Genomic DNA, 26,944 nt, shown 5'->3' on the forward strand with positions numbered 1-26,944 from the left:
CTGCTGCTTTTCTTTTTGTACTTGACTAAAACGAGTTGAATCTCAAACGAGTTCAGCTTTTTTTTCTGTAATTTGTTTCTGAAGAAGAGCTAGTATCTGTCTATCTTCTACTGATAAAATATAATTTTTACAAATTTCTAAAAGGACAGGTTGTCCCACTTCATTAATTTTCTTTGCTTGAAGGTCAGTGATATTTATCGTCTCCATACGATCCCTACTTTCTTTTTCTGATAAGAATAGTTTGCCATTCTTTCAATAAAAAAAGAAGCAACGGGATGTTTACATGCTAGAAACGTGGTGTTTACACTGTTTTTTTTAACTTACACAACACAAAATGACCCTTAAAAATAAATCGGCGATTAATCTGGTTCAATATGAATATCTGTATCATAGACATTGAAACGATCAGACAGCAATGCTTCTATGGCATCAGCTACTGCATGACTTTTTTCAACTGTCAAATATTTGTCCATCGTAATAACAATATCAAGAAACACATTTGCGCCATACATTCTGCCGCGAATACTCTTGACAGATTTTACTTCCGGAAAATCGGCTACGACTTGTTCGTACTCGTTGACCAATGTTTGATCAAAACCATCTGACAATGAGAAGGCACTTTCTTTGAAAATATCAATGGCCGTTTTTAGGATCAGAACAGCGACAACGATCGCTGTTAGACTATCAAGCCACCCCCAGCCAAAAGAAGCGGCAAAAATGGCAATGGCGGTTCCGATGCTGGTCCAAGCATCGCTGCGATTGTCTTTGGCAGCAGCAAGCAGTGCGGAACTTTTTACTTGTGCAGCCAATCTTCGATTAAAGGTATACACACCATACATGAGAATAGCCGAGACCACACCTATAATTGCCGCAAGCATATCAGGACTTTCTGTCTCCCCTTGGATCAAGGACCAGACAGAGGAATAAAGTACTTGCAGCCCTACAGCAAGCATGATCAATGACGTAATCAAACTTGCTACATTCTCTGCTTTCCAATGTCCATACTTATGTTCTTCATCAGCCGGTTTTTGAGCTAAGCGTAGACCTATCAAAACAGCCACTGAAGCGATTATATCGGTGGCATTATTTAAACCATCTGCCCATAAAGCTTCCGACCCAGCTATTTTACCGATCAATAATTTAACGAATGAAATCAATAGATAGGCGATGATACTAAGCAGAGCGCCCTTTTCTGCTCGCTTCAATTCTTCATATCTAGTCTCTCTCATTTATTTCCCTCCAGCATCAAGATAACAACTTGAAAATAATAACTGAATTCCTGAAACTTTGCAGTAATTATTGGAGAGATATAATCTTTTAGGAATAACAAACATTTGCTTTCTGCGCCACGAATGCATCTTGCAGGTCAAACTGAATGAAAAAAAAATTCAGAAGGCACCTTGTTGATTTCCTTTAGACATGTTAAACAAGCTTTAAATCATTCATTGTTCCCCCCGTTTAATGAAAACCATTGTCACTGAATGGGAGACACTATGGGGTGTCCTTGCTGCTTTGCGTAGTTCTCTTCTATAGTTCTCTTCTATAGTTCTCTTATATAGTTCTCTTCTATAGTTTCCTTCTAAAGAAATAAGAGGGAAAAATACGGGGGAAAATGTGAAAATTTTCTATTTTGGCAAAGTTTTCTGTTCCATTTCGAAGTGATCTCCTAAGATATGGCTAGAAATGAATCTAAAGAGCAGCATCTGTCTGATTTCTTAATATAATAAGATAGCAGTTTTCTAAGACAAAAATGAATAAACGATGATTATTTCTAGTGAAAAATCACCATTTGATTTTATCAATCGCGGGCTTCAAGGTATACTCAAAGAAAGTAGGTGAAAAAATGGAATCTGAAAAGTGTTATGCCAAAATGCAAGATGGCTCGGTCCTTTACTACGAGAAAATTGGAAAAGGCAAGCCATTATTCTTATTGCATGGCAATGGCGGGAGCAGTGCTTACTTTGCTAATCAGATAGCTGAATTAAGTCAGAAACATCAGCTGTACTTGATAGACAGCCGTGGGCATGGCAAATCAACGAATACCCGCAAAAAAATTGATTTTTTCTTGATGGCTGATGACTTGTATGCCATTATTCAAAAAGAACACCTGTCAAAGGTAGCTCTTCTAGGCTTTAGTGATGGCGCAAATTTAGCTATGGTGTTTTGTTTTAAATATCCGGAATTAGTGAGTTGTCTGATTTTAAATTCCGGCAATACGGATCCTAAAGGGGTTCGGCTGTTTGCACGGATCGGCAGTCTGATCCAATATGCAGTCGTTTGGCTTTGCGCGCCTTTCGATAAAGGCATGCGTGGTTTTTTACCGATTCTTGCACTACTCTTTCGTAACATCGGTTTATCAGCCACCGATTTAAAAAAAATTACTGTCCCAACACTGATTTTGGTAGGAAAAAGAGATTCAATCAAATTGTCTCATTCATTTTATCTAGCCAATCATATTCCGAATGCCAATTTCATGGTAGTAAAGGGACAAGGACATAGTTTTGCTCGCAAAAATCCAAATATATTCAATCAGAAAGTTCTTTCTTTCTTAGATAAGGTGGGACAATAAAATGAAACTTTTTACATGGATTCGTAACCATCTCTCCTTGTTCAAAGGACTCTTTTTGATCGCTGTAGCAGTGATCGTTTTAGGTGAATTGCTTTCCTTAAGCAAGACGATTTCCGTCGATCAATTGACGACACTGTTTTCCGAATTAGCGGTTTGGCGTGTTGCATTGATGCTTTTGATTAGTTTGCTTTGTATTGCGCCAATGATTGGTTATGACATTATCTTAAATCGGCTCTTAGGACAAAAGCTTTCTGCCCGTTATTTAAGTGAAACAAGCTGGATCATCAATACCATGAATAATCTTGTAGGATTCGGCGGTTTTATCAGCATTGGTCTTCGCTCCGAATTCTATGGCAAAGAAAAAAATGGCAAAGATGTTGCTCAAGCAATTTCGAAAATTTTTATTTATCTGATGTCTGGGTTATCGCTTTTATCATTACTGGCATTAGGGTTCGTCGTCTTTGGGCCAACAACTGATTATCTGCAGCAATATTGGATTTGGCTATTGGGAGGAAGTTTGTACTTTCCAGTGGTCTATGTCTTAAGTTTGTCGAAGAAGAATGGCTATTTAGGCGGTCTGACCCCTTCTGACCGCGGTCAACTGATTTTGGTTTCATTATTGGAATGGGTAGGGGTATTTACGGCCTTTATCACCACCGGTATGCTGATGGGGATCTCTGTGGATATTTTTCAAATACTGCCATTATTTATTGCTGCATCTGTGATAGGGATCGTATCAATGATTCCCGGAGAATTAGGAACCTTTGATGTCATGATGATCATGGGAATGGGTTCATTGAATATTCCCCGAGAAAGCGTCGTAGCGTGGCTTCTGCTATTCCGGCTATTCTATTACATCATTCCGTTTTTGATTGGGGTTCTTTTGTTCTCTAAAAATGTCAGTGTAACGCTCAACACACGCTTTTCTGGTATTCCTAAAGGATTGCTTTTAGAAGTATTCCATAAGATTGAAGTACTGTTGCTCTATTTGACTGGTACGATGCTGGTTTTGTCAGCAACGATTCCGGAAGCATTTGACCACATTCAATGGTTAGCCCATCTTAATCCGATACGGTTGAATTTTGTCATGCAATACCCAAGTATTTTCTTAGGCTATCTTTTCATCATTGCTGGTCGTGGGGTTTCAGCTCGTGTTTCGCGCGCTTATTTTCCAACATTGCTGTTGATTGCAGCAACGATCGGCTATGCGGTCTTAGCCGGTTTCCGCTTTTCAACCATGTGTTTCTTGCTCTTCTTATTGGCGATTATGGTCCTTTCCAAAAGTGAACTATTTCGTAAGCAACTGGTTTATTCTTGGGAATGGCTGACGATCGATGGCCTTTTGATGGGATCTTTGACTGTCCTTTATGTGATTATTGGGGTCTATAACATGCCCCATTTAAATCGTCATCCCGCCCATCGTTCCATTGATTTTCTTTTGTTTCCTTCTGAAAAGTTATGGTTGCAAGGCTTTCTGGCTATCATGATCGTCGCTATCGCGGTCTTGCTTTTCTCACGCTATTTAATGGGACCCAAACATCAAATTGGACAGAGACCTGAGAATGAAAAAATCTTGACTCTTTTAGAGACCTACGGTGGTACTAGTGATAGCCATCTTGTCTTTTTGAAAGATAAAGAAGTCTATTTCTATCCGAACGAGACCGATCCTACCGTCTTTTTCCAGTTTACGACCTATAACAATAAATGTTTGGTCATGGGGGACCCAGCTGGTAAGCAAGAGGATTTTGCTGCTGCACTAGAAGCCTTTATCACAGAAATGGATCAGTGGAATTATTTGCCTGTCTTCTATGAAAGCAGTGAAGAAATGGTCATGCTGCTTCATGAATTCGGCTATGACTTCATCAAATTTGGTGAGAAAGCCTTCGTGGACCTACAGAATTTCACCTTGTCTGGCAAAAAAATGAAGGGTCAACGGGCATTAAACAACAAAATCAATAAAGAAGGCTTTACTTTCGATGTCCTACAACCACCGTACAATGCGGAAACATTTGCCAAGCTACGAGATATTTCTGATCGCTGGCTAGATGGTCGCAAAGAGAAAGGTTTCTCATTAGGATTTTTCTCTGAAGATTACTTGAGCACCGTCCCAATCGCTGTCGTCAAGAACCAACAGCAAGAAATTGTGGCATTTGCTTCTTTTATGCCTACTTATCAGACAGGTTGTGGGTCAATCGACTTAATGCGTCATGATCCTGAAAAAGCACCTAATGGCACAATGGACTTTTTGTTCATCAATCTCTTCGATTATTTTAAAAACCAAGGATTCGAACAGTTCGACTTAGGGATGGCCCCGCTGGCGAATGTAGGGACGTTCAGAAGCAGTTTCATTCAAGAACGGATCGCCTATTTGATCTATAACTTTGGTTCTCACTTTTATTCCTTTGAGGGATTGCGGGAGTACAAGAGCAAGTATGCAGCTTATTGGTCTCCTCGTTATATTCTCTATTCCAGAGATAGTTGGATCGGTTATGTGATGATCGCATTGTTGATAGTAGACAATCGAACTATTACTACGTCTTCTCTTTAGGATAAAAAAAGACTGCGCCACAAGTACCAATAAGACAACAACTATCCAGTAATCAAACTATTGTTCAACAAATCAAAAACGAGCTCCACCCATGTTTATCAAACAATGGGTGAAGCTCATTTATGTTGGTTGATTCAGTTAGTTTGTTATTCGCTGGTTTTGTCTGTTTGTTCCCAGAGTTGTTTCACAACTGGAATATTGCCTAATTCTGTCATGTTTGATGGTAGAATGACTGTATTCGTCTTACTGTTGACAATATCTTTAAAGGCTTCAATGCCCAAGTAAGAGAGTGAACGTTCGTCTAATTGACTTTCTTTGATTGCTTCATTGATGGCTAAGATCCGTTTACGTTCTGCTTCAGTAATTTTAGCAATTCGTTCTGCTTCGGCGTCTGCATCGATCCGTACACGTTTAGCACGAGCTTCCGCATCAATCTGAGTTTGTTCCGCTCGGGCTTGGGCATCGATCGTCATTTGAGAAGCTTTGGCTTCCGCACTTAAGACAGCAGAAGATTTCTCCCCTTGTGCCCGCGTGATCATGGATTCTTTATCCCGTGAAGCAGTGATCAGTTTGTTCATTGATTCAATGATTTCTTGCGAAACTTTGATCTCACCAATATTGATTCGGTCGATCGCCAACCCATACCCCGCTGTGATATCTTTAATGGAAGTAAACAACGCCACGTTGATTTCTTCTGTTCCGTTGAGAACTTCATTTAGATCCATTTTCCCAATGATTCCTCGCAAATTGGATTGCGCATCTTGGATCATAGAAACGACCGAGTTTTCATTATCATAAACAAACGCCCGGACATCTGTGACATGGTATTTGATGGCTTCATCAATTTGAACGATAACATTATCCTTCGTGATAGCACTTTGCGGTTCAATTTCTAAAGGAATCTGTTTAAGTGATACTCGTTCTCTGACTGTATATAAAATAGGGACTAAAAAGTGTAGACCTGGTTCAAGTGTCTTAACATACTTCCCAAAACTCTCAACTACTTTTACTTCACCTTGTCGAACGATAACAGCAGTGCTTGCCAACAGCCAAATCGCGATCGCTATGACAAGAACGATTAAGATAATTTGTACGATGATCATTGAATATACCCTCTTCCATTTTCAAATAATGTATTGTTCACTTGTGTCAGCAAGATCCCATTTTCAACGCCGATGATCTCCAGCATCACATTCTCTGCTGGAATACCGGCAACAACCCGATATTCAGTATACGTACCAAAGATTCGAATGAATCCGGCATAATGATCTGTCGTGGAACGAAAATATTTCCCGACTGCGCGGTTTTCCATATATTCTACGATTTTAGTCACCCTCTTCACTAACCAACTATCCTTAGATTCTGTGCTATCATCATATCATGTTTTGCCTTGCTACACAGTAATTATTTAAACTTTTACTTTCAATTTAATGTAAAAACAAGTAAAAATAAAAAAACCTGCTTTTGCAAGCAACTTAATTGCTTTCCACAATTAAATTGCATACAATCTAATTGTACAAAATCAAAAAACAGGAGTGAAGTTAGATGAAAAAAATGTATTCTACAAAGATGATCAACACAGGTGGCCGTTCAGGAGAAGTTCATAGTCCTGATCATTCCTTCGAATTATCCATCGCAGCACCTGGTAAACGGGTCGAAAATGCCACTAACCCAGAACAACTTTTTGCCGCTGGTTTTAGTGCTTGTTTCAACAGTGCTCTTGAACTTGTAAAGCAAAGGAAAGGAATTGATGGCGCATCAACTGTAAGTGCACAAGTTTCACTTTATGCCGAGAATGAAAGTAGTTTTGTTTTAGGAGTAGAGATTGAAGGATTCGTAGAAGGTCTTTCATTAGATGAAACACAAGAATTACTAGAAATTGCTCATACCGTATGTCCTTATTCAAAAGCAACAGCCGGCAATATTGAAGTAACCGTCAAAGCTGTTAGTGAGTAGACTTTCCGATACAAAAAAGCTATGATAAGAAGCGTCAGTATAAAAAGGAGTGAGGACATGAATGACTTAGCACTTGAAAACCAACTATGTTTTCCTCTATACGCCGCTTCGAAAGAAATTATCAAGCATTATAAAGGATTACTGGACCCTCTGGACTTGACCTATACGCAATATCTCGTGATGCTCGTCTTATGGGAGCAAGGAACATTGACAGTAAAAGAATTGGGCGATTCCCTGTGTCTGGACTCTGGAACTTTGACTCCGGTTTTAAAGAAACTCGAAATGAAAGGCTATCTTTCAAGAACTCGCAATCAAGAGGACGAACGTTCTTTAAATGTGTCATTGACAGGAAAAGGGCAGCTGCTCCATGATTCTGCGGTGAATATTCCCAGTAAAGTCAAAGACTTCCTGCCATTGTCTCCTACAGAACTAGCTGATTTACATCGCTTGACGACAAAAATGCTGCATCAGTTTCAGAAAACTAGCTAAAAAAGATCCGACTTACCGGATTGCTCGAAACGTTAGCCGAAAAACTAACTTCTTAAGCGCAGTCCATAAGTCAGATCTTTTTTTGTTGGCTCTCTTTGGACAAGCAAGATCACTGATGGTCTTTTGGCATTGAAAGCTCTTGTTTTTTGGCAGTAATTTTGTCCATTAACATCGCTAACTGCTTTTCTTCGAGACGACCAATCGCCACCTGAAGCATAGCAAAAATCTGATCTTGATTAAGAATCGACTGCAGTACTTCTAATTCAGTCACTTTGGGTTGAAAACGACGTGCTAAAACCGAACCGCTCATTTTGATGCTCGCAACTTCCAGTATGCCTTTATTGAATAATTTTCTGATGACTGATAACGAAGTGTTGCGATTTAAGTTAAAACGCTCACTAAAATCACTGCAACATAGTGGTTCCTGAGCATTCCAAAAACAAATCAGAATCTCCCACTCTTTTTTTGAAAAATTCAAATAATCCATATATGCCCCTTTCTCTTTGCTCATTCCATGAACAATGTTATATAGCTAATTTCCTGAATCCAGTCTAACTGTAACGCTGAATTGAAAAGACATTTCAGTTATTCTTCATTCATATATCAATAATAATCTATATTTACCATTTTTTCAAAATATTTTTAAGATTATTGAATAAATAAAGCGTAAATTTAAACAAATAAACAGCCGACCACTGATGCTGGTCGGCTGCTCCTTACGATTTTAGGAAATCATTTATTTGATATTGAAGATAAGGCTTTCATGTTCCTGATCTTTCAAAGAATAACCGCAAGATTCTTTATTTAAATGAGTATAATCGGTTTCGATCATTTGGATGATTTCTTCTTCTGTCAAGAATTCATCTCTTACTAGAATCAATGAGTTCAATAAAACAAACCGTGAATCATACCCAAGTATTTCTGGAAAAAGTTCCCAAAAATTTGAACCATCTATTTGTTGGACAGCACATTTGAAAGAATCAATCAATTGGTGGATGTAAGTATATACCTTAGGGTACTCTACTTCCACAAGGTCAAGCACCTCTTTATCGATCACTTTCTCCAAATAGTCGGCTGTTTCTTTATAGAGCATTAAATCAATCACGCGAATTATCAATCCTTTCATGCGGACAGTTCACAGTCAATCTACTGAAACTTCCTACGTATATATATATCATAAAATCGGCTAAAATTATTCTCATTTTGAGGGAATAACGAAGAAAAAAATGAGAATAACATCACAAAGTATGAGTGAAGCTGAATTATACTCAACAAAACAATGATTTTAGCTAAGAAAAATTCGTTATATATAACGGTAGTATTATTAAAAAAAAGGAGGATTTTTACGGACCTGCTTTAAGAATCAAAAAGGCCCGTAACTTATAAGGCAAACATAGCCAGATAATCTAAGTGTCTTGCATCTGCTATCACAAAAATCACAGTTATCAGGTTTGTTTGCTCTTAGTCACGGACCTGCACCTATTAATGTGCCTGATGATTGACTGAAAGAGATGATGCTGTGCTAGTAGAATGATCATTCTTAGCACGAAGTGCAGATAGAATGGATACTGTATCGATCACTTCTTGTAACAAAGCGCCAAACAACGCTGGGATCACACCCGTGCTGGCAATCAACATTAAAACGATACAAATGAAGATTCCTAGCAACACGGATTGGCGGGCGATTCTCATCGTGTCTTGAGAAATCTGTACGGCTTGAGAGACCTTGCTGAGATCATCTTGTAGTATTACCGCATCTGCTGCTTCCGTTGCAGCACTAGTACCATGGGCTCCCATAGCAATGCCTATATCAGCTGCTGCTAAAGCTGGGGCATCATTGACCCCATCCCCCACCATGATGATCGGGCGTTCAGCTGGTTCTGTTTCTTTTATAACGGCAATTTTTTTTGCCGGCAAGCAGTCTGCTAGAACGGTTTCGATCCCTGCTTCAGCTGCGATCTTCCGAGCAACGAATGCTTGGTCACCTGTCAACATGATCGTCTTTTTCAATCCTTGATGACGCAACTGCTCAACCGTTTGTTTGGCTTCCTTGCGTAATGTATCTTCAAAAAAGATCGTTCCTATCCATTGGTCATCTTTCCCAACACAAACATTGGTTTTAGCTTCATCTACACCAACTGCTCCAACAAATTCAGGTTTACCGATTTTGATCTTGTGTCCAGCAACTGTTGCTTCGATCCCTTGCCCTACCACTTCTTTCAAGTTGGTGACTGGCAGCAAAGTCAGCTTTCGTTCCATAGCAGAAGCAACCAGAGAGCGGGCGAGAATATGAGTGGAATCCTGCTCAGCACTAGCCGCAATGCGCAAAAGCTCTTCGACCGATAGTTGATCAGCAGTCACAGTTATTTTTTCAACGTGCAACTTTCCCTCTGTCAATGTGCCTGTTTTGTCAAAAGCGATCGTTTTTGCTTTGGCTAATTTTTCGATCGTGGTGCCGTTTTTCATGACAATCCCATTGCGGCTTGAGCGACTCATGCCTGCTACTAAAGCTACTGGTGCTGCCAAGATTAATGGACAAGGTGACGCCACTACTAGGACTTCCGCAAAGCGGACAGGATCTTTTGATACAAACCAAGCAATCCCCGCAATCACATAGGCTGCCAACGTAAATGGTACGGCATACTGATCCGCTAAACGAACAAAGCGCGCAGGTTTTGCTTCAGATTCTTTGACTAAACGAACAAGAATTTGATATTGGCTATCTGCTGCTTTTTTCGTCACTTCAAAAGTAATCGCAGTTTCCCCATTGACTGAGCCAGACATCAATTCATCACCAGGATTTTTCTCTACAGGTCGTGACTCACCAGTCAAGGATGATTCATCGACAAGGGTATTTCCTTCAGTGACACAGCCGTCTACGGGAACGATTTCTCCCGGGCGGACGATGACCAGATCACCAATAGCTAGTTCTTCAACCGGAACATCTTTTTTATCATTCAGCCGATGGGCGGTCTGTGGAGAACGTTGCAACAGTTGCCGAAGTTCTCGGCTGGCTTGTTTGCTGGCGTATTCTTCCAAACTATCGCCGCCTGTCAGCATGATCAAAACCATCAAACTGGCCCAATATTCGCCAACAGCAAGTGTAGCAACAATGGCTGTGATCGCTAACAGATCCACGCCATATTTTCCTGAACGCAATGTTTGGATCATGTCGATCAACATCGTCAACGCTGTCAATCCGCCGATGATCGCGATCAAACCAAAAGCAATGGGAGGTCGATCAAAGCCAAATTCAGCGATCAACGCCGCAGCTCCTACGCCGATGGCAATCAAAAATTTACTTAAACGATTCATTTTATGCACCTCACCTTTCACCAAAAGCGTACCACTTGCAGGAATGAAATGAAACAAAAAACCGTTAAATGAGAAAGAGAATCGTTAACGTAGCAGGCTTTCAAGCCGTTTTCAAAGTTCATCCGCCTCATTGTAGATAAACCTACTGCTGGTGTTTTAAGGTAGCACGTCAAATCTCCCGAATCATTCATACCCAAGAAAATAGCCTATCCGCGTTCACTGATTGCTTTGCGAGGAGAACAGCGTTATCTCGGACATAAACCCGTTGTCCATGTATAATTGATAGTAAGAGATTGATGAAACATCGATAAAATTGTAAAGGAGACGGATCAAATGAAAAAACACTGTAGGTGCGGAAAAAAACTAGATGGTGCTGAAACGAAATGTGCTGCTTGCAAACAAAGCAAAAAACAAAAAATCGAGTCACTTGAGAAATTTGTCAAGTATGGCAGTTTTGCCTTGGCCGCCCTTTCTTTAGTACTAAAAGTAGTCAAAGATCGGGAAAGCTGAGTTCTTATCCTTAGACAGACAAAAAAACGCCGAAATGGCGTTTTTTTGTCTGTCTTTCTGACCAACGTGCATTAGTCTGTGATCGTGCTGTCTAACTGCCAATTGACTTTTCCTTGATAGGTTCCTGGGGAAAGGGTCTCTATCTTAGGGGCAAACCGTAAATAACAATCATACTGACTTAAATCGAGAGAGAGAGCTGTATCGCTAGGCGTCTGCTCAAAAAGTACTTTTTTATCTGAAGTAATGGTGCAAAACAATGAATTATCAGTAGAATCGTATAGAACTAGTTGGACTTCATCAGCCAATGAGGCGCCACTATTCATAAATGGGGTGGTTTGTCCCGATAATTTCCATGTACCTTCACTCGTATTGCTGATTGCGAGAGGCTTGCTGGTTGTTGCAATTGGAACTTTTATTGGTACCAAGCCATTAGAATCCATTGCTCGAGCCAACTCGTTGATTGTGACTGTTGTTCCTTTGAAAGATTCTGGGACTGATTTTAATTCGACGATTCCTCGAAAATCAATGGCAAAGTAATGGATTGCTGATGAATTGCCTTCTGTGTCGACGACATATGTTGCAAAATAATAGGTAGTCCCTGGGGAAAGATCACTCGTCTCTGACTCTAAAGTGTAGTGGAAGGGATCTGACAAATCTGTTCGTTCAAGAACTGTTTTTAGAGTAAAGTCTTCTTCCTGTAATTCCTTCTCTTGTGAAAATAAATCACTTATAAATAATTGCGCCTGCGTAGAATTACTATCTTCCACAGAGATGTCAGTATAGGCATTTCGATTTTGTCGAAGGATCGGCGCAGTTTTCTGCGCTTCTGACATTGTGGCTTGTCCGCTGGTCAATGTTGGTGGGAATTTGCCTTTTACCGTATAAAAATGGGTAGCGGCTCCTCCTGAAGTAAAACTGGATATAAAAGCATTTCCACTAAAGGTAGTCTCAACTGGTATTACTTCATCAATATTCGCATCTATAGGAGTCCCACTATACTTGACCCTAAAATGAACAATATAGGCATTCCCTTTTTCCAATTTCGGCAATACTACACTTATTTGTCCTGTCTCTCTTATATATTCGATTGGGGACCCCCCCATCAGGAAAACCGTTGATCATGGTATCTTCTGGTTTACCAAAATAGACAGTATCTTTCACAGATACATTATCTGGAAGTGTGAGTTTGAGTTTAATCCCTGGATTCAAACTTGATAGATCGCTTGTTTGTTTAAAATCAATATAGGTTGCATAAGTAATCTCTTTACTTGCATCCACTTCAATTGGTTTATCCATTACTGTTCCCGTGTCCAGCATAAACTGATCTGGCTCTCTTTGGAAGACGCCCGTCCGCATATCAATTTCGACTAGACCTTGAACATCGACGAAAGCGACTGCTTTGTTTTGGGCAAATCCGCCATTGGCACCGGTAAAACCAAAATAAACTGGCGCCGAATTTGTTAAATTAAGATTGTTTTTAAAAGTATCATCGACAGGAATCGATACATCTACATTAAAATCTGGAACAGCATAATGAAATTGTTGCGTAGATTCATTGTAATCCACGATAAAGGTATGCCAATTTCCATCGGAAATGTCCGTAACGCCAACCGTGTTATAGTGATTTAAGACTTTATCCACCATCAGCCAGCCGTCTGTCGTATAAGAAGCATCGGAACCAGGGTAAGACCAAGCAATATGGTGTCCCTTTGTTGTCACATCACGATCCATCATCCGATCAGTAGCAAGGATACCGCCATTATTGTTGTAATATGTATCAAATTCAATTGCGATACTATTTGCGATTGCACCTTGACTAAGTGGGTCTGATCCAGAAATATTCGACCAAACTCCAATTGTTGATCCAGCTTCTGAAGCTAGTGCTTGAGGCCCGCTACTTTGCAACACAAAAGCCAGTCCGTCGCTATCATTAGCCGTATTCTCAATATAGAAAGCCATTTCCAAATGGAAATCTCGTGTGAAAGAAGTCGGATTGTTGAACCAAACTGCCCCGCTAGAATTTATGGTTGTGTCATTGATTTGAACGTAGTTATGCCCTTCTACACCTTGCAATGAACCTGCTTTACCTGCAGTAGAGATCATTACTTGATTAATTGGTAAAGTAGCAAAGTCCGGCGCAGTGACCGCCGCAAAGACTGTTTGCTGTCCTTGCAACAGCCAAAAAGTTCCTATAAAAAGAAGCGATAAACAAAAAGATTTTAGCATTTTTTTCATTCTTCTCACTCACTTTCATCGGAGTTTTTACGCCGCTTCACTAACAAGAAAAGGATGATTGCAATCAATAGAATGATTATAGCAATCAATAGATAGAACAGAAAATTTCTTTGAGCGATAGCCGCTGCATATATCGTAGTTCGGTTGACAGCTTTTGCTGCTTGACGATCGATAACGACCTTATCATCAAAAACCCATGTGCCTCGCTGAGAGGATAATTCGATGCGAATCGTATAAGTGCCCGGTTTGAGTTCTTCTTGTTCAAATTCACTATAGAGATCTAAGACAGAGTTTTGTGCGAATTGAAAATTTTCTGACTTAAAGCCACCGACGATAGCTTGATTCTTGTCACGTATCGTCGTATTCACGGAAATATTCCCAAATGCGACGGGACGAATATTACTGATACTGCTTTTTAAAGTTGGCTTGCCATTTTTTTCGACTGCTTTAGTTTCAACTAGTTTTAAATCTGGCTTTGGCAGCTCTTGTAGACTTTGACGCATTCGTACCCCTAACTGCAACTGATAGTTTGATTCCAAACTTGCATCAGCTTCGTGAGCAGTTTCCTGAGGTTTGACTTCTTCGAACAAAAAAGCCCCTAAGATTTCTCCGTCAAACACTGTTTCCTTTAAATCAAGTGTAAAAATCACCTTTCGTTCCTCACCAGATTTTAGGCGTACTTCTTGAATGGGGTTTGAAACAAAGCTAGTAAAAGACTTACCTCCATAGTATTCGGCCGTTTTCTTTCGTTGATAACTGATGATTCCAGTGGAAGCAGAATAACTATTCAGTGCATCAGCGGTGATCGTTATCTCTTCGGAACTCGTATTGTGTACGGCGATAATCAATTCCTGAACAGTCTCTTTATTTACCAGCAAATCGAAATAAGTTGCTTCACTTGCTTGATTTTGGGGAAGTTCTGGTATAACAGTAAATCTGGGGGTCTCAGCATAACCACGAGTCACAGGAAAATAAACAAAGCTGATAAATAAAAAGATCCATACTGCATTCTGAAGAAGTCTTCTCATTGTCATCCATCCTATTACTGTGCTTGATAAGAATTAGATAATGTCCACGTAATCGTTCCTGTATAGTCACCACTATAAACATTTTGTTGGGGAACGGTCAACGTTGTGGTCGAAAAATCAAAGGTATTGATTGCTAACCCAGTTGCGCCATCTGCGGTTGCTACTGAAGTAGGATCGGTAGCTCCAGCAACCAATTCAGCATTTGCTGATAAAGCTGCATCTCCTGCTGTTTCGGTACCTTTTAGTGTAATCTTTGCATTTGCTAATTCTTTTTGATCGCATTCGAGATTTTTGATAATTTTGCTGTTAATTGCCAACCAACTGTGTTTGTGGACCACGAAAATCAGAAACAGATAACGTTTCATTTGATACCGTGGTGATCACTTTCTCTTGTTGAGCGAAATCTGCGATATTCCCAGTACCAAAATCAAAATTTGAAACACTATCAAGGGACAAAATCCCTGGATTGATGGTTAGTGATGCTTCACTGGTCATTGAAGTAGATGGATTTGCTTCCGCAGCTAAACCAGTCACTGGGACCCCTAAACTACTTATTCCTAAAATACCTAATGCCAACACCATTTTTTTCATAAGTCATTCCTTCTTTTTTGTTTATTAAACAAGATGCCAATTTTCTGGCAATACTTTCATTTTTTCAACCACAAAAAAATGATTGTTTCTTCATCGCCTCACATTAACTTCTCATTTGTACTTAGTATAATCAAAAGTACCAAAAAAACGGATCACAAAACCTTACAAATAGGCTTCATATTGTGCGTAAAAATGGAGCAAAAAAGGAGAATACTGATGTACCGAAAGTTCATTTCTCCCGCAGAGGAAAAAAAGCTTGATATATTCAAAGCAGTATGTAACACCAATGGAATCAGCTTATTAAAATTATCAAGAGTATTGAAAATCCCCATCAAAAGCTTGCAAAAACATATCTACTTTTTGAATGAAGACTTGAAATATCTGTCCGTCAACCTTTGTCTCGCCAAAAATTCCTACAACCAATATTGTATCGAAAGAAATGGAGATAGTGCCGAACCTTCTTATTCACAGCTGGTCTATCATTACTTGCTCAGTTCTCCACAATATCAACTGGTTCAGTACCTTATTGGGCATACAGATTCTTCAATGTCCCAGTTATGTTCGGATCTTCACGTTAGCCAATCTCACATGTATCGTCTGATAAAAAAAGTCAGTCTAATATTAAAGAAATTTCACCTCTCAATCTATTCCAATGAAGAAAATATTGTCGAACTTGCTGGAAGAGAGTTGGATATCCGCATCTTTATTTATAGTTTTCTTACGCAAAGTACACCAACCGAGTTTCAGCTTTTATCAGATCAATATATAACAGAATTCGAGCAATTCAACAGCTTTTTTGATGCTACTCTCTTAGATCAGTTGACTAAAAATAAATTGTTTGCCTTTTGGAAAACAATTACCATCCGACTTTCTCAAAAGAAATATTTGCCTGAAATCGAGAAAAAAGCTCAAGCACTCTTGAACTTTTACTCCTTTTTGCCGATGGAAGTTCTCGATTCGTTCTTTTTCTCCAAAACTAATTTAGATAAACGGATCGCTCAAGCCGAATACTTGTATTTAAATTTCTTTTTGCATATTTTCCTTCCTGCAGTTGTTGATCGCCAAAAGATTCAAGAGAGTATTGCGCTGGTTTACCAATCAAAAAAGCCTCTCGTTCATTTTTTTATTGATATGATCGAAGATTGGCGACAAAAATTTGTGCCGACTATGAAGCAAGATTCATTTGACCAACTTCTAAACAGTTGTCTCTTATTTTTTAATCTATCGATTTTTATCGATGTTGATTTGCTGAAAGTTTGGAATTTAGACTATAACTTGCCCGATGAAAGTTCGATTGACAACAATAGTCAAACTTATACAGCAATTGCTCACTTGTTAACAGAACATGTCAATACCTTTCCAAACAATGATTTAGACAAAGAATTCTTTCACCGTAAACAATTGCGTTATCTTGCCCAACTACTCTATCTGGAAACCACCATGCATGAAAGTCCAACTATTCGGATTTACATTCGAACAACGATTCAATATCGAACCAAAATGCTGATAGAAGCCCGTATCCGATCCATCTACTCAGAGAAGTCGGTCTCATTCACTAAAGATATCGAAGGGGCGGACTTGATTATTACCGACAATTACGAAGAAGTAGCGATAACGGCAAAGCTTCTGCTACTCTCAGATATACTTAATATGTATGAATGGGAATCTTTGTTTGCAAAAATCAATCAAGTAATTACCAAAAAAATGTTTGCCCTCACTTGCAAATCCTCTTGTTGAAACAAATTTTTTATCATGATTCCATAAAAAAAGCGAAGCTGAAATATCAGATGGGTTCCTTGCTAAAGCAATGCAAGGCCTCTGTATTTCTTACTTCGCATTTTTTATTGTCGTAAGCGTTTTTTAACAACGGGTTTTAAGCAAAGAAGCTTCCGCCTGTTACACTATAGACTTGTCCTGTGACATAGCTGGCTTCATCTGACGCTAAGAAAACATAAACTGGCGCTAATTCAACGGGTTGGCCAGCCCGTTTTAATAATTCTTTTTGTCCAAACTCAGGGATCGCTGATTGTGGTTGTCCTCCTGAAATTTGTAGTGGTGTCCAGATTGGTCCTGGTGCTACAGTATTCACGCGAATACCTTTTGAACTCAATTGTGCTGCCAATCCTTTACTAAATGAAGTGATCGCTCCTTTGGTTGCTGCATAGTCTAACAGATGAGCACTAGGTTCTGCACTTTGGATGGAAGTAGTGGTAATGATACTGCCGCCAGCCGGTAAATAATCCAGGGCTTCTTGAACTGTCCAATACATGGAGATGATATTCGTTGTAAATGTGTCCGTGATTTGTTGGGTGGTCAAATCTTTAATATCTTTGACCGCTTGTTGCATACCTGCATTCAAGACCAAAATATCTAAACCATCCAACGCTTTCGCTGCATCATGAACCAACTGACGCGCAAAAGATTCGTCTTTCAAATCGCCAGGAATCAATACAGCTTTTTGACCTGCTTCTTCGATGATAGTCTTCACTTCTTGGGCATCTTCTTCTTCAAAAGGCAAGTAGTTGATAGCCACATCCGCGCCTTCTTTAGCAAAGGCAATGGCTGCTGCACGACCGATGCCTGAATCCCCGCCTGTGACTAATGCTTTGCGGCCTGCTAATCGTCCTGAACCATTGTAGCTAGTTTCACCACAATCTGGTACTGGCTGCATTTTTCCTTGGACCGCTGGTGCTTCCTGTTCCTGCTTTTCAAATGTGCCGTTATAGTACTTCGTTAATGGATCATTGATTTTTTTTGACATGTTCATTTCCTCCTTATTTTTTTCATGCTCGTCATGTAGAACCATGACCTTACTTAAAAGTGTAGAGGAATGTTCATGAAATGAAAAACGAAACGCTCACTTCATGGAAAAATGCGTTTTTTTTGCAATTTTTGAAAAAAAGGACCACGAATCCTTAAGGATTCGTGGTCCTTTGATTTATTTTGCGGTTATTGTTAATAGCGCGTCACGGAGAGCCTCATAATCAGATGCTGTTTGTAGGAACAGATCTGGCTGACTTTGGTGACTATCTACCGTATTTGACGACTGAGTACAGTTCCTTTTTACTCTTCTTTTTGTGCGGCTTATGCGGGTTGCTCTTTTTAACCGGTTATTTATTGAATCACCGTTCTTTCCAAGGATTGGCTCATCTATTCGATGTTTCCGGTAAACTGGTGACAGACTTCGTCACGATTTTTGCATTAGGGGTCACACTGATGAACATGGCGATCATGGGGATGCTGCTGCTTGTATTCATCTACTTGCTTGGGGGCCAGCTATCAGGCCCATTACTTGGTGCTGTTCTGACAGTGGTTGGCTTTAGTGCTTTCGGAAATCACTGGAAAAATAGTCTGCCGATTTTGATTGGGGTCGTTCTTGCCACACGTTTAGGCTTTACCACTGAGACTTCGACCTTTCAATTGCTGTTGACTGCGATTTTTGGAACAAGTTTAGCACCAATCAGCGGCTACTATGGACCAATTGCAGGAATCTTTGCCGGTATTGCCCATGCGGCGTTAGTAAGCAATATTACCTACTTACATGGCGGGTTGAATCTTTATAATAATGGTTTTTCCAGTGGCTTTGTGGCGGCAGCTATGGTACCTTTGTTAGATGAGATCAACCAAATCAAAAGGCGGATGAACCAATGATAGAAAAGGAACAAGCACGGCGGATCGTGGATGAAGTGGTCACCTACTTTCTTTCCCACGACTGCCCTCATATCACTACTGAGATGTCTTTCGAAAAAACAGGATTTCGAGCCATTATTGCTGGGACCTGTCCAGAAGAGCCCAGTGATTTAGCCGTATTTGCGGAAATGTTGAATCCCCCACGAGACATTGCGCTAGAAAGTTATTATATTGAACTTTTAGGCGGGCACCAGTCGATTCATGAAGAAAAAGACTTTTATTTATTAGGATTGTTGATCGATGAAGCAACAATCAGTTACGAAAAGGATCGCTTGATCATTACATTGTTTCGAAAAAAATATTGAAGGCCATGGGATCTCTTTGATGAAGGAGGTCCCATGGTTTTTCGTTTACAACGGTCTCTTGATACACGGAATGCGTTGAAAAGGTGAACCTTTGGTTAACAGCTCCCAATACAAAGGAGGGCATCATGAAATTGTTTTCATGACAAAAATGAAAGTTTATTGATAGGTTTTTCACACTACAATTGTTTTTACGCCCGCTATAATTCTCTTTAGACTTTACAAATTAAAGGAAGTGAGAATAGATGAAGAAATTTTGGATCGGCCTGGGTATCCTAATGATCGTTTTGTTTGCCGGGTTACAAATTGCTGAGAAAGTCATCATGGGCGGCCAAAGTTACTATGTTCAGATCACGACCGATGGCGAAAAGATCGAAACCGAAGACGATCGAGGCAATCAAGTGATCGAATATAAATATGAACTACCTGGTTACGACAAAGACGCAAAGAAGAAAAATCTGGAATTCTTAGGGATGAAAGATCGTCCTTTGAAAAAAGACGCTTACTTAAAAATTACCTGGAATCAAAACAAGGGCGTGACTTCCTATGAAGAAGTGCAAAAGAATGCTATTCCTGAAAAAGCGTTGAAACAATTAGAAAGTGAACGGTGATAAACAAATGGCAAAAATTATTGAAGCAAACGAATTAACGAAAGTTTACGGCAAAAATAATGAGAAAAAAACCGAAGCCCTAAAAGGGATCAGCTTTGCGATTGATAAAGGCGAGTTTATTGGTATTATGGGTGCTTCCGGTTCTGGTAAATCAACGTTGTTGAATATTTTATCCACATTGGACCATCCATCTTCCGGAAACATCCGCATCAACGAAAAAGATATCACAAAATTACGCGGTGATGCATTGGCAGATTTTCGCAGTAGAGAAATCGGCTTTATCTTCCAAGATTTCAATCTACTAGAAAATCTAACGGCTTCCGAAAACATTGCTGTGCCTCTCTCTTTACAAGGCGTACGGCCGAAAAAGATCAAACAGCTCATTCAACAAGTCGCGAATCGCTTATCCATCAGCCAAATTTTGGATAAATATCCTTCCGAGATCTCTGGTGGTCAAAAGCAACGGGTAGCCGCTGCGCGAGCATTAATCACCGAACCAACGATCTTGTTTGGGGATGAGCCAACGGGTGCCTTGGATTCAAAAAGTGCCAAAGATTTATTAGACATGATGGATGATTTAAACAAAAATGACCAAGTATCGATCTTACTCGTAACACATGATCCCCTTTCGGCAAGTTATTGCAAGCGAATCTTATTTATCAAAGATGGTAAGATCCATCAAGAAATCAAACGAAATAATCAAACCCAAGAAGACTTTTATCGTCAGATCTTAGTCATCTTAGGAAATCTGGAACAGTAGGAGGATAATGGTATGCTTTGGAAATTATCACTTACTGGTATCAAAGGCCGCTTAAAAGACTACATCGTCTTGTTTTCTGGTCTGGTTATGGCTTCTGCCATCTTTTATATGTTTCAATCAATGGCTAGTAATGAAGAATTCTTGAAAAACAATTCAACGATTGGTGTCGTTGTCATTATCTTTCACTTTGGAACGGTCTTACTAGGAATCATCACATTTGCCTACATTCTCTATGCCAATTCTTTCCTAATGTCGATGCGGCAGAAGGATTATGCCATGTTTATGATGTTAGGAGCAAAAGGACGAAAAATCGCCCAAATGATCTTCATCGAAACATTTTTTGTAGGGATTATTGCAACCATTGCTGGTGCTTTAGCAGGTATCGGATTGACGAAAATTGTCAATGATCTTTTAGTACAACAGTTAAATATAAAGATTACTCATTTTTCGCCATTCAATGTAAAAGCACTTGTGATCACACTGGTCTTTTTTGCCATTCTCTTCCTGATCGCAGCAATCGTCAATGCTTCAGCCATTGCCAAAAAAGCCATCTTGGATTTGTTGAGAGAAACTAGTACACCTGCACAAATCAAGCAAAAATTCCCATTCTTATTGGTTCAAACCCTTTTGGGGATCATCTTTCTTGGAATCGGTTATTATGTTATGAGCGATCTAATGAAATTTCAAATTATGGGTATTGCGATTGCCCTAGTCACGATCGTTTTGGGAACCTATCTAGTTTTCCGCTCTGTGATCGTATTGATTTTGACATTATTAAAGAAATCAGATGCCATCGCACTGAAAAAATTGAATAATTTCACTTTGTCTCAGTTAAACTTCCGTATCCGTGACTATACGCAGATGCTTTCGTTAGTATCCATGCTGTTCGCATTAGCACTGGGCGCATTAACCGTTGGCCTTGGTTTCAGAAATGAAATCCCTAAAATGACCAAAGCGATGACCTCTTATGACTTGGTTCTGAATAATGCCCAAACTGTCGACCAACAAAAAATTGCGGATTTACACCCAACATTGAATGTCAGCTATCGCCAAAAAGAGGATGACACAGCCGTTTATTACATTCAAGAAGAATTTGACAAAGATCCTTTGATCGTTACAGAACAGGGAGATCTTAGTCAGAGAGATGGTTACCGCTCACTAAATGGCCAAGCGATCGCAGCTGATCTTGCAGAACAGGACCAGCTGCGCAGCTTTGAATTGCCAGAACAGCGAGGGAAAGAAGTCAAGCTGCTTTCTGCCAATGCCTTTGAACAAGTGAACGCACCCGAAACGATCTTACAAGTCATTCAAGTCAAAGACTTTGAAGCTGTCCTGCCAAAATTAACAGCACTTGCTAAGCTGGATCAAAAAAACAATCCATCCTTAGCAGGAGAAAGTAATCTTATGCAACGAGCGGATGCTTATGACACATTCAACGGCATTTTCTCAGGATTTGAATTCATGGGCTTCTTCTTAGGAATTGCCTTTCTAACAATGTTAGCTAGTTGCTTGATGTTCAAAATCCTTTCAGGGGCTAATAGTGATATTATGCGCTACACCATGCTTAGAAAAATCGGTGCTCGCAATGGGCTTCTGAAAAAATCGATCCGCAAAGAGATCGGCGTGCTTTTCTTAGTCCCAGGATTATTAGGAATCGTTCACGTACTATTCGGACTGCAAATGTTTAAAATGCTATTGAGTGATCCCTATGATCAGATCTGGTTACCATTTGCGATCTTTGTTGCCCTTTATGCCGTTTATTATCTTTTAACGGTATGGCTCTACACCAATATCGTTTTAAAAAATACCGGAAAACAATAAGCACCCGCAAAATGAACACAGTGAAATAGACAGCAAAAAACCTACGTCCAGTGTGAACTGACGTTGGTTTTTATTTTGATCTGAAGCACTTGTCTTTGTTTTCGAAAATGAGCTGATTTTCTCAGCAACATCCCTTTAACAGCTTCTATGTCAACACATGCTTTTTATTGGATTCAGTTGGTTGGTTTATATCCGAGATGCATGGCTACAGTACCTCCACTATAGCTTTTGACAACTATATTAGTCAGTCCTGCTGATTGAAAGTAGTGAGACAACTCTTCTTTGCCAGGAAAATCTCTAGCTGATTCTTGCAACCAAGAATATTCTTGGTAACTTTTAGCAAACAGTTTTCCTAACAGCGGCATAATGGATCGGAAATACGCATAATACAGCTGCCGCCAACCAATTAAAGTGGGCTGTGATGTTTCCAGACAAACCACTTTTCCGCCAGGTTTTACGACCCGCTGCATTTCTTTTAGAACGGTTACAAGATCAGGAACATTTCTCAGACCAAACCCGATCGTCACAACATCAAACGTATTGTCTGCAAAAGGAAGTGCCATTGCATTTCCTTGCATCCATTCGATCTTTGTCTTTTGCTCCGCTGCTTTTTTCTTTGCCACAGCCAACATATTCTCACTAAAATCAATGCCGATCACGTTCCCAGTAGATCCTGTTGCTTCTGCCAGTGCCAATGTCCAATCTCCTGTTCCGCAGCAGACATCAAGGATATCATTACCTGCTTGGACTTGCATCCGTTTCATCGTATCTTTTCGCCAGCGTTTATGTTGTTGAAAAGAAATCACGGTATTCATCTGGTCATAGTTCTCCGCAACACGCTCAAAAACGTGATGGACACGTGCTTCCTTGCCTTTGTCGCCTATCAACCTCTACACCATCCTTTTGCCTTCCAATCACGCAACCTGCGTAACCAAACGATTGAAAGCTTTTTCCATTTACTACAAAATTTAGTGTAGCATGGATAGTCAAAAAAGAAAAAATTCCTGTTTAAATCTGCATATTTTCTATTAGCGTCTCTATTCTTTTCGCTCTCAGTTTTCGTAACTCTTCAAACCATTAGTAGAATTGGTGGTAACGCAGCAGAAAGGCTATATAGATTCAGGAACATTTCTAAAAAAAGGCTCCTGCGACATGGACACATCGCAAGAGCTTTCTCTTATAGATCAGCAATTATTTGCTTTGGTCCAGTTTCAGCAGTTACTGATTTTTTTTCTTTCTTGATTTGAAGAAACCAAGACTACCGATCGCAACCAGTGCAGCACCGATCATTGATGCAAACCAAGTACTTTCACTGCCAGTTTCGGCAAGTATTTGCCTCCACTATTATTACTATTGATGTTGTTGCCACCGCTGATGTTCCCATTGCCGATGATATTGATTCCACCGTTATTGCCATTACCGATATTATTTCCTCCGGTATTGCCGCCACCAGTGTTACCACCACCAGTGTTGCCACCGCCAGTGTTACCGTCGTCAACTCCAGCAACCGGTACTGTGACTGTAGCAGCTGCACTGCGGTATTCTTTGCCACCAGCAACGACACTCGCAACAACATATAAATTATCTTTTGGTTCGACGCGATTGGCTGCTACTACGATCCGGTAATTGCCTTCACTGTCTGTCGTACCAGTGCCCACCACTTCTCCTTGAGCATTAGAGATTTCAATGGTTACATTTGGATCAGCTTTCCCCGTAACCGGATACCCAGATGATTCATTGCCGCTGATTGTTGCAGTAGGTGCGGCAACCGTCACGGGACTAACGACGATACTCATCGGATCACTGACATATTTCCCATCAGTTTGTGCAGTAGCCGTCAACACATCTCCTTCCGATAGCTCGGCTACATTGATACGCCAATTGCCAGCTTCATCCGCTCTTAATTCAAGTGGTGCGGCAAAGGCACGGGTGGTGTTCAACCCACCCAGAATTCGCGCCATCACTGGTGCTGCTTCATTGATGATCAGAATGACTGAAGAACCCGGCTCTGCGGTTCCGCTGACTGTTTCGTCCCCGGCAATCGCTGGATCAATGAGTGGCGTAGCCGTTTTTTCCATAGGTACTGTGATTGGTGTATTACCACTGCGGTAGTCTTTGCCACCAGCGGTTACGATCGCTGCGACGTTCAAGTTTTCTTCTGGAGCTACTTGATCTGGCGCAATCACGATCCGGTAATTGCCATCACCGTCGGCAGTACCACTACCTACGACTTCTCCTTGGGCATTGGTGATTTCAATGTCTGCATTCGCAGTTGTTCGACCAGCTACAGGATAACCATCTCTCTGGTTACCAGTAATTGATGCAGTTGGTGCAGAAACACTTATTCCGCTGACGATGACACTGACGGGTGTACTTGGCTCTTTGTCACCAACAGTAGCTACCACAGTCACTGTTTCGCCTTCAGAAACTTCCGGTACATTCGCAGTCCAATCACCTTGGTCATTCGCAACGACCGTCACTGGCTCTTCTCCGCTGACAGTTACCACTACATTGGCGTTCGGTTCAGCTGTACCGCTGATCGTTTGATCCCCGGCATTCACCGGATCGATCGACGGCGTTTCAGTTTGGTTTTCTTGAGTATCGGCTGGCACAACAACCGGTGTTGCTCCACTACGATAGTCTTGCCCTCCGGCAGTCACAATTGCTGTAACATTCAAGTTTTCTTCTGGGGCGACTCGATCGGGGGCAATTACGATGCGATAGTTGCCATCGCTGTCAGTCGTTCCACTGCCGACAACGTCTCCTTGAGCGTTCGTGATCTCAATCGCTGCATGCGGTGTTGCTTTCCCAATGACCGGATAGCCATCTGTTTCATTGCCACTAATGGAGGCTGTAGGTGCTGCAACGGTCAAACCTGCGACGCTCACTGTCACTGGCTCGCTTGGATCTTTGCCATCTGCTTCTGCCACAACGGTCACTGTTTCCCCTTGAGAGACTTCTGGTACCTCGGCTGTCCAGTTGCCTTGGGCATCCGCTACTGCTGTGACTGGCTGTTCATTTCCGATAGTCACTGTTACTGTTGAATCTGGTTCTGCTGTTCCGCTGATAGTGGTGTCACCAGCCGCAACAGGATCGATGGTTGGTGTTTCCGTTTGTTCTGCTGCAGGTTCTGCTGCTAACCAGATGGAATTATTGCCATCCTCATCTGTAAATAAATCAAGTGTGAGTAGATTAGATTGAGAAAAAGTACCTGCAAATCGAGCTTCGTATGGATTCGACGGATTCGTCACACCATTTGCAATCAGCTCTGAAGTCGTTGGTGTCGTCACGGTCGTTGGCATCCAACTGTCGTTTGACCTAAAACAGATGCCGATGCGATTTGATCAGCAAGATCTGTCGTTCCATTCAACACAGCTTGTGCAGCATCGACGGTAACATTCAGAGTGGCTTTAGCTGTGTTGACTGTTTCTTGGACAAGTGTATTGACGCCATCGATCAATGAGCCAATCCCAGGAATGTTACTTGCTCCGCCCAAGATGCTCACTTGGATTTGCGCCTGTTTCAAGTTCTCCAAAATGGATTGGATGCGTTGGTTGACCACAATAAATAAGCCGTCATTCACATTGGCAATCAAGGCACGTTCATTATCTGTCAATCCAGCAGGCACTTCAAAATCGGCTTGTCCAAATTGTCCTAACTGATTCAATAAATCCAATTGTTCATAGATGTCATCTAGATTGACGGATACTACTTGACTGATATCAACGATGGAAGCTGCTTGATACAATAAATTTGGAAAGCCATTAATCGTCTCTGGAATCCCTAATGCATCCGCTAAGTTCTGATTCACAAGAGCATCCACCGTTCCTACCAATGTGTCAACAGCAGGCGTAAGCGTTCCAATCAGTGTTTGGATAGCGGCAATATTTTCAAGTTGCAGAGTGATATTTGTTGATACCCGGGCATTGCCATTTGGTTGTACAAAGCCAGTCAGCCCTTTTGGCACACCAACGATTGCTACTTTATCACCGTTTAAGACGTCAAGCGTCACCGCATTCGATCCGCTGATGGTAAAGTTGACTGGGTTGGTATCTCCAGGATTTGAATATGGCGCTGCAGCACTTGTTGCAGAATCATTTGATGCTTGGACATTACTAAAAATCTCAGCAGAAACCAATGATGCTTCTGCGATCTTTGGTTCCCACAACAATGTAGTGGGAACAACCACAGAACTCGTCAGTAACATCCCGCTGACCGTTAAATTCGCTAGTAGCGATTTTTTGTTTATTGCGCGTCTTTTTCTCCTTGAATTCATTATTTTTTTATAGTCATTGCCCTTCATTCTTACTCCTCCTATTCAAATAAATACAACCAACAAAAGTGACCAACCAACTTTGGCATTCGTCTTTTGATGTTCGCTATGATCACATATTCGGAGAAAGAGATCACAAACAAAAAACGTTTACAAAATAAAAAAACACCCATTCAAATACTCGAAAAAATCTCAATTACATTTTTCAACATACCAGAACGATTTCCGTGCTTTTTTGTGATTAAA

Annotated in this window: 28 protein-coding genes; 11 read left to right on the forward strand and 17 right to left on the reverse strand. The window is 40.6% G+C overall.

All coding sequences use genetic code 11. The features are described from left to right. Positions 1 to 42: 42 nt before the first annotated feature. Both EGX73_RS16010 and EGX73_RS15070 read right to left on the reverse strand, forming a co-directional pair. Positions 43 to 207 carry a hypothetical protein gene (locus tag EGX73_RS16010; protein ID WP_003126127.1) on the reverse strand — a complete coding sequence of 55 codons (165 nt, stop codon included), beginning with the start codon at positions 205 to 207 and terminating at the stop codon, positions 43 to 45. A 152-nt stretch (positions 208 to 359) separates the two neighbouring features. After that, on the reverse strand, positions 360 to 1,229 hold the full coding sequence (locus EGX73_RS15070) for a cation diffusion facilitator family transporter (RefSeq protein WP_021149989.1): 870 nt from the start codon (positions 1,227 to 1,229) through the stop codon (positions 360 to 362). A gap of 614 nt (positions 1,230 to 1,843) precedes the next feature. Between EGX73_RS15070 and EGX73_RS15075 the strand changes: the two genes are divergently transcribed. Together EGX73_RS15075 and mprF are read left to right on the forward strand one after the other, a co-directional pair. Beyond that, positions 1,844 to 2,569 carry an alpha/beta fold hydrolase gene (locus EGX73_RS15075; protein WP_003126124.1) on the forward strand — a complete coding sequence of 242 codons (726 nt, stop codon included), beginning with the start codon at positions 1,844 to 1,846 and terminating at the stop codon, positions 2,567 to 2,569. Position 2,570: 1 nt separating this feature from the next. After that, positions 2,571 to 5,117, forward strand: a complete 2,547-nt coding sequence (mprF, locus tag EGX73_RS15080; RefSeq protein ID WP_003126123.1) for a bifunctional lysylphosphatidylglycerol flippase/synthetase MprF — start codon at positions 2,571 to 2,573, stop codon at positions 5,115 to 5,117. A 146-nt stretch (positions 5,118 to 5,263) separates the two neighbouring features. Here mprF and EGX73_RS15085 read toward each other — a convergent pair whose 3' ends face one another. After that, positions 5,264 to 6,220 (reverse strand): SPFH domain-containing protein, encoded by a 957-nt coding sequence (locus EGX73_RS15085; protein WP_005471067.1) that lies wholly within the window; start codon positions 6,218 to 6,220, stop codon positions 5,264 to 5,266. Then, on the reverse strand, positions 6,217 to 6,429 hold the full coding sequence (locus tag EGX73_RS15090; protein WP_029486656.1) for a hypothetical protein: 213 nt from the start codon (positions 6,427 to 6,429) through the stop codon (positions 6,217 to 6,219). Before EGX73_RS15090 ends, EGX73_RS15085 begins: the two co-directional genes overlap by 4 nt. A gap of 233 nt (positions 6,430 to 6,662) precedes the next feature. Between EGX73_RS15090 and EGX73_RS15095 the strand changes: the two genes are divergently transcribed. Both EGX73_RS15095 and EGX73_RS15100 read left to right on the forward strand, forming a co-directional pair. Further along, complete coding sequence (locus EGX73_RS15095; RefSeq protein WP_003126120.1) at positions 6,663 to 7,073, forward strand: Ohr family peroxiredoxin; 411 nt, start codon at positions 6,663 to 6,665, stop codon at positions 7,071 to 7,073. Between the two features lie 57 nt (positions 7,074 to 7,130). Further along, positions 7,131 to 7,562 carry a MarR family winged helix-turn-helix transcriptional regulator gene (locus tag EGX73_RS15100; protein WP_003126119.1) on the forward strand — a complete coding sequence of 144 codons (432 nt, stop codon included), beginning with the start codon at positions 7,131 to 7,133 and terminating at the stop codon, positions 7,560 to 7,562. A gap of 109 nt (positions 7,563 to 7,671) precedes the next feature. On the opposite strand, the gene EGX73_RS15105 is transcribed toward EGX73_RS15100, so the two are convergent. The 3 genes from EGX73_RS15105 to EGX73_RS15115 all read right to left on the reverse strand — a co-directional run bounded on the left by EGX73_RS15105 (position 7,672) and on the right by EGX73_RS15115 (position 10,877). Then, entirely contained in the window at positions 7,672 to 8,049 is a 378-nt protein-coding gene (locus EGX73_RS15105; RefSeq protein WP_123867047.1) for a hypothetical protein, read from the reverse strand. Between the two features lie 249 nt (positions 8,050 to 8,298). Next, complete coding sequence (locus EGX73_RS15110) at positions 8,299 to 8,688, reverse strand: hypothetical protein (RefSeq protein ID WP_003126117.1); 390 nt, start codon at positions 8,686 to 8,688, stop codon at positions 8,299 to 8,301. Positions 8,689 to 9,044: 356 nt separating this feature from the next. After that, entirely contained in the window at positions 9,045 to 10,877 is a 1,833-nt protein-coding gene (locus EGX73_RS15115) for a heavy metal translocating P-type ATPase (protein ID WP_005471057.1), read from the reverse strand. Between the two features lie 333 nt (positions 10,878 to 11,210). Between EGX73_RS15115 and EGX73_RS15120 the strand changes: the two genes are divergently transcribed. Continuing rightward, positions 11,211 to 11,387, forward strand: a complete 177-nt coding sequence (locus EGX73_RS15120; RefSeq protein ID WP_005471055.1) for a hypothetical protein — start codon at positions 11,211 to 11,213, stop codon at positions 11,385 to 11,387. A 71-nt stretch (positions 11,388 to 11,458) separates the two neighbouring features. Here the strand turns inward: EGX73_RS15120 and EGX73_RS16325 are convergent, their stop codons facing one another. The 5 genes from EGX73_RS16325 to EGX73_RS16340 are packed head-to-tail and all read right to left on the reverse strand — an operon-like array spanning position 11,459 to position 15,241. After that, entirely contained in the window at positions 11,459 to 12,436 is a 978-nt protein-coding gene (locus EGX73_RS16325; protein ID WP_253764168.1) for a hypothetical protein, read from the reverse strand. Further along, complete coding sequence (locus tag EGX73_RS16330) at positions 12,393 to 13,622, reverse strand: L-type lectin-domain containing protein (protein WP_253764169.1); 1,230 nt, start codon at positions 13,620 to 13,622, stop codon at positions 12,393 to 12,395. Before EGX73_RS16330 ends, EGX73_RS16325 begins: the two co-directional genes overlap by 44 nt. A gap of 5 nt (positions 13,623 to 13,627) precedes the next feature. Continuing rightward, positions 13,628 to 14,650 (reverse strand): DUF916 and DUF3324 domain-containing protein, encoded by a 1,023-nt coding sequence (locus tag EGX73_RS15130; protein WP_123867048.1) that lies wholly within the window; start codon positions 14,648 to 14,650, stop codon positions 13,628 to 13,630. A 14-nt stretch (positions 14,651 to 14,664) separates the two neighbouring features. Continuing rightward, entirely contained in the window at positions 14,665 to 15,015 is a 351-nt protein-coding gene (locus tag EGX73_RS16335; RefSeq protein WP_253764170.1) for a WxL domain-containing protein, read from the reverse strand. After that, entirely contained in the window at positions 14,957 to 15,241 is a 285-nt protein-coding gene (locus EGX73_RS16340; protein ID WP_005471050.1) for a hypothetical protein, read from the reverse strand. Before EGX73_RS16340 ends, EGX73_RS16335 begins: the two co-directional genes overlap by 59 nt. Before the next feature lie 216 nt (positions 15,242 to 15,457). On the opposite strand from EGX73_RS16340, the gene EGX73_RS15140 reads away from it, so the two are divergent. Then, positions 15,458 to 16,978 carry a helix-turn-helix domain-containing protein gene (locus tag EGX73_RS15140; protein ID WP_123867049.1) on the forward strand — a complete coding sequence of 507 codons (1,521 nt, stop codon included), beginning with the start codon at positions 15,458 to 15,460 and terminating at the stop codon, positions 16,976 to 16,978. Between the two features lie 136 nt (positions 16,979 to 17,114). On the opposite strand, the gene EGX73_RS15145 is transcribed toward EGX73_RS15140, so the two are convergent. Beyond that, positions 17,115 to 18,002 carry an SDR family oxidoreductase gene (locus tag EGX73_RS15145; protein WP_003126107.1) on the reverse strand — a complete coding sequence of 296 codons (888 nt, stop codon included), beginning with the start codon at positions 18,000 to 18,002 and terminating at the stop codon, positions 17,115 to 17,117. A 227-nt stretch (positions 18,003 to 18,229) separates the two neighbouring features. Here EGX73_RS15145 and EGX73_RS15150 point away from each other — a divergent pair, with 227 nt between their 5' ends. The 5 genes from EGX73_RS15150 (at position 18,230) to EGX73_RS15170 (ending at position 22,425) form a co-directional block, all read left to right on the forward strand. Further along, a complete protein-coding gene (locus tag EGX73_RS15150; RefSeq protein WP_005471045.1) occupies positions 18,230 to 18,892 on the forward strand; it encodes a DUF1576 domain-containing protein in 663 nt (220 codons plus the stop codon). Then, positions 18,889 to 19,236 carry a hypothetical protein gene (locus EGX73_RS15155; RefSeq protein ID WP_029486646.1) on the forward strand — a complete coding sequence of 116 codons (348 nt, stop codon included), beginning with the start codon at positions 18,889 to 18,891 and terminating at the stop codon, positions 19,234 to 19,236. Before EGX73_RS15150 ends, EGX73_RS15155 begins: the two co-directional genes overlap by 4 nt. 242 nt (positions 19,237 to 19,478) lie before the next feature. Continuing rightward, a complete protein-coding gene (locus EGX73_RS15160) occupies positions 19,479 to 19,844 on the forward strand; it encodes a YxeA family protein (RefSeq protein WP_005471036.1) in 366 nt (121 codons plus the stop codon). 7 nt (positions 19,845 to 19,851) lie between these two features. After that, on the forward strand, positions 19,852 to 20,604 hold the full coding sequence (locus EGX73_RS15165) for an ABC transporter ATP-binding protein (RefSeq protein ID WP_003126103.1): 753 nt from the start codon (positions 19,852 to 19,854) through the stop codon (positions 20,602 to 20,604). A 12-nt stretch (positions 20,605 to 20,616) separates the two neighbouring features. Beyond that, positions 20,617 to 22,425 (forward strand): ABC transporter permease, encoded by a 1,809-nt coding sequence (locus EGX73_RS15170; RefSeq protein ID WP_005471034.1) that lies wholly within the window; start codon positions 20,617 to 20,619, stop codon positions 22,423 to 22,425. Between the two features lie 173 nt (positions 22,426 to 22,598). On the opposite strand, the gene EGX73_RS15175 is transcribed toward EGX73_RS15170, so the two are convergent. From EGX73_RS15175 to EGX73_RS16345, 4 genes are all read right to left on the reverse strand, one after another. Then, a complete protein-coding gene (locus tag EGX73_RS15175; RefSeq protein ID WP_041119635.1) occupies positions 22,599 to 23,312 on the reverse strand; it encodes a demethylmenaquinone methyltransferase in 714 nt (237 codons plus the stop codon). Positions 23,313 to 23,643: 331 nt separating this feature from the next. After that, complete coding sequence (locus EGX73_RS16485; RefSeq protein WP_081131684.1) at positions 23,644 to 23,715, reverse strand: hypothetical protein; 72 nt, start codon at positions 23,713 to 23,715, stop codon at positions 23,644 to 23,646. After that, entirely contained in the window at positions 23,712 to 25,715 is a 2,004-nt protein-coding gene (locus EGX73_RS15185) for an Ig-like domain-containing protein (RefSeq protein ID WP_253764171.1), read from the reverse strand. Before EGX73_RS15185 ends, EGX73_RS16485 begins: the two co-directional genes overlap by 4 nt. Further along, positions 25,712 to 26,728, reverse strand: coding sequence for an adhesive domain-containing protein (locus EGX73_RS16345; RefSeq protein WP_005471024.1), 1,017 nt, complete (start codon positions 26,726 to 26,728; stop codon positions 25,712 to 25,714). Before EGX73_RS16345 ends, EGX73_RS15185 begins: the two co-directional genes overlap by 4 nt. Positions 26,729 to 26,944 lie beyond the last annotated feature (216 nt).

It is taken from the genome of Enterococcus sp. FDAARGOS_553, from assembly GCF_003812305.1.
Classification (GTDB): Bacteria; Bacillota; Bacilli; order Lactobacillales; family Enterococcaceae; genus Enterococcus_D; species Enterococcus_D gallinarum.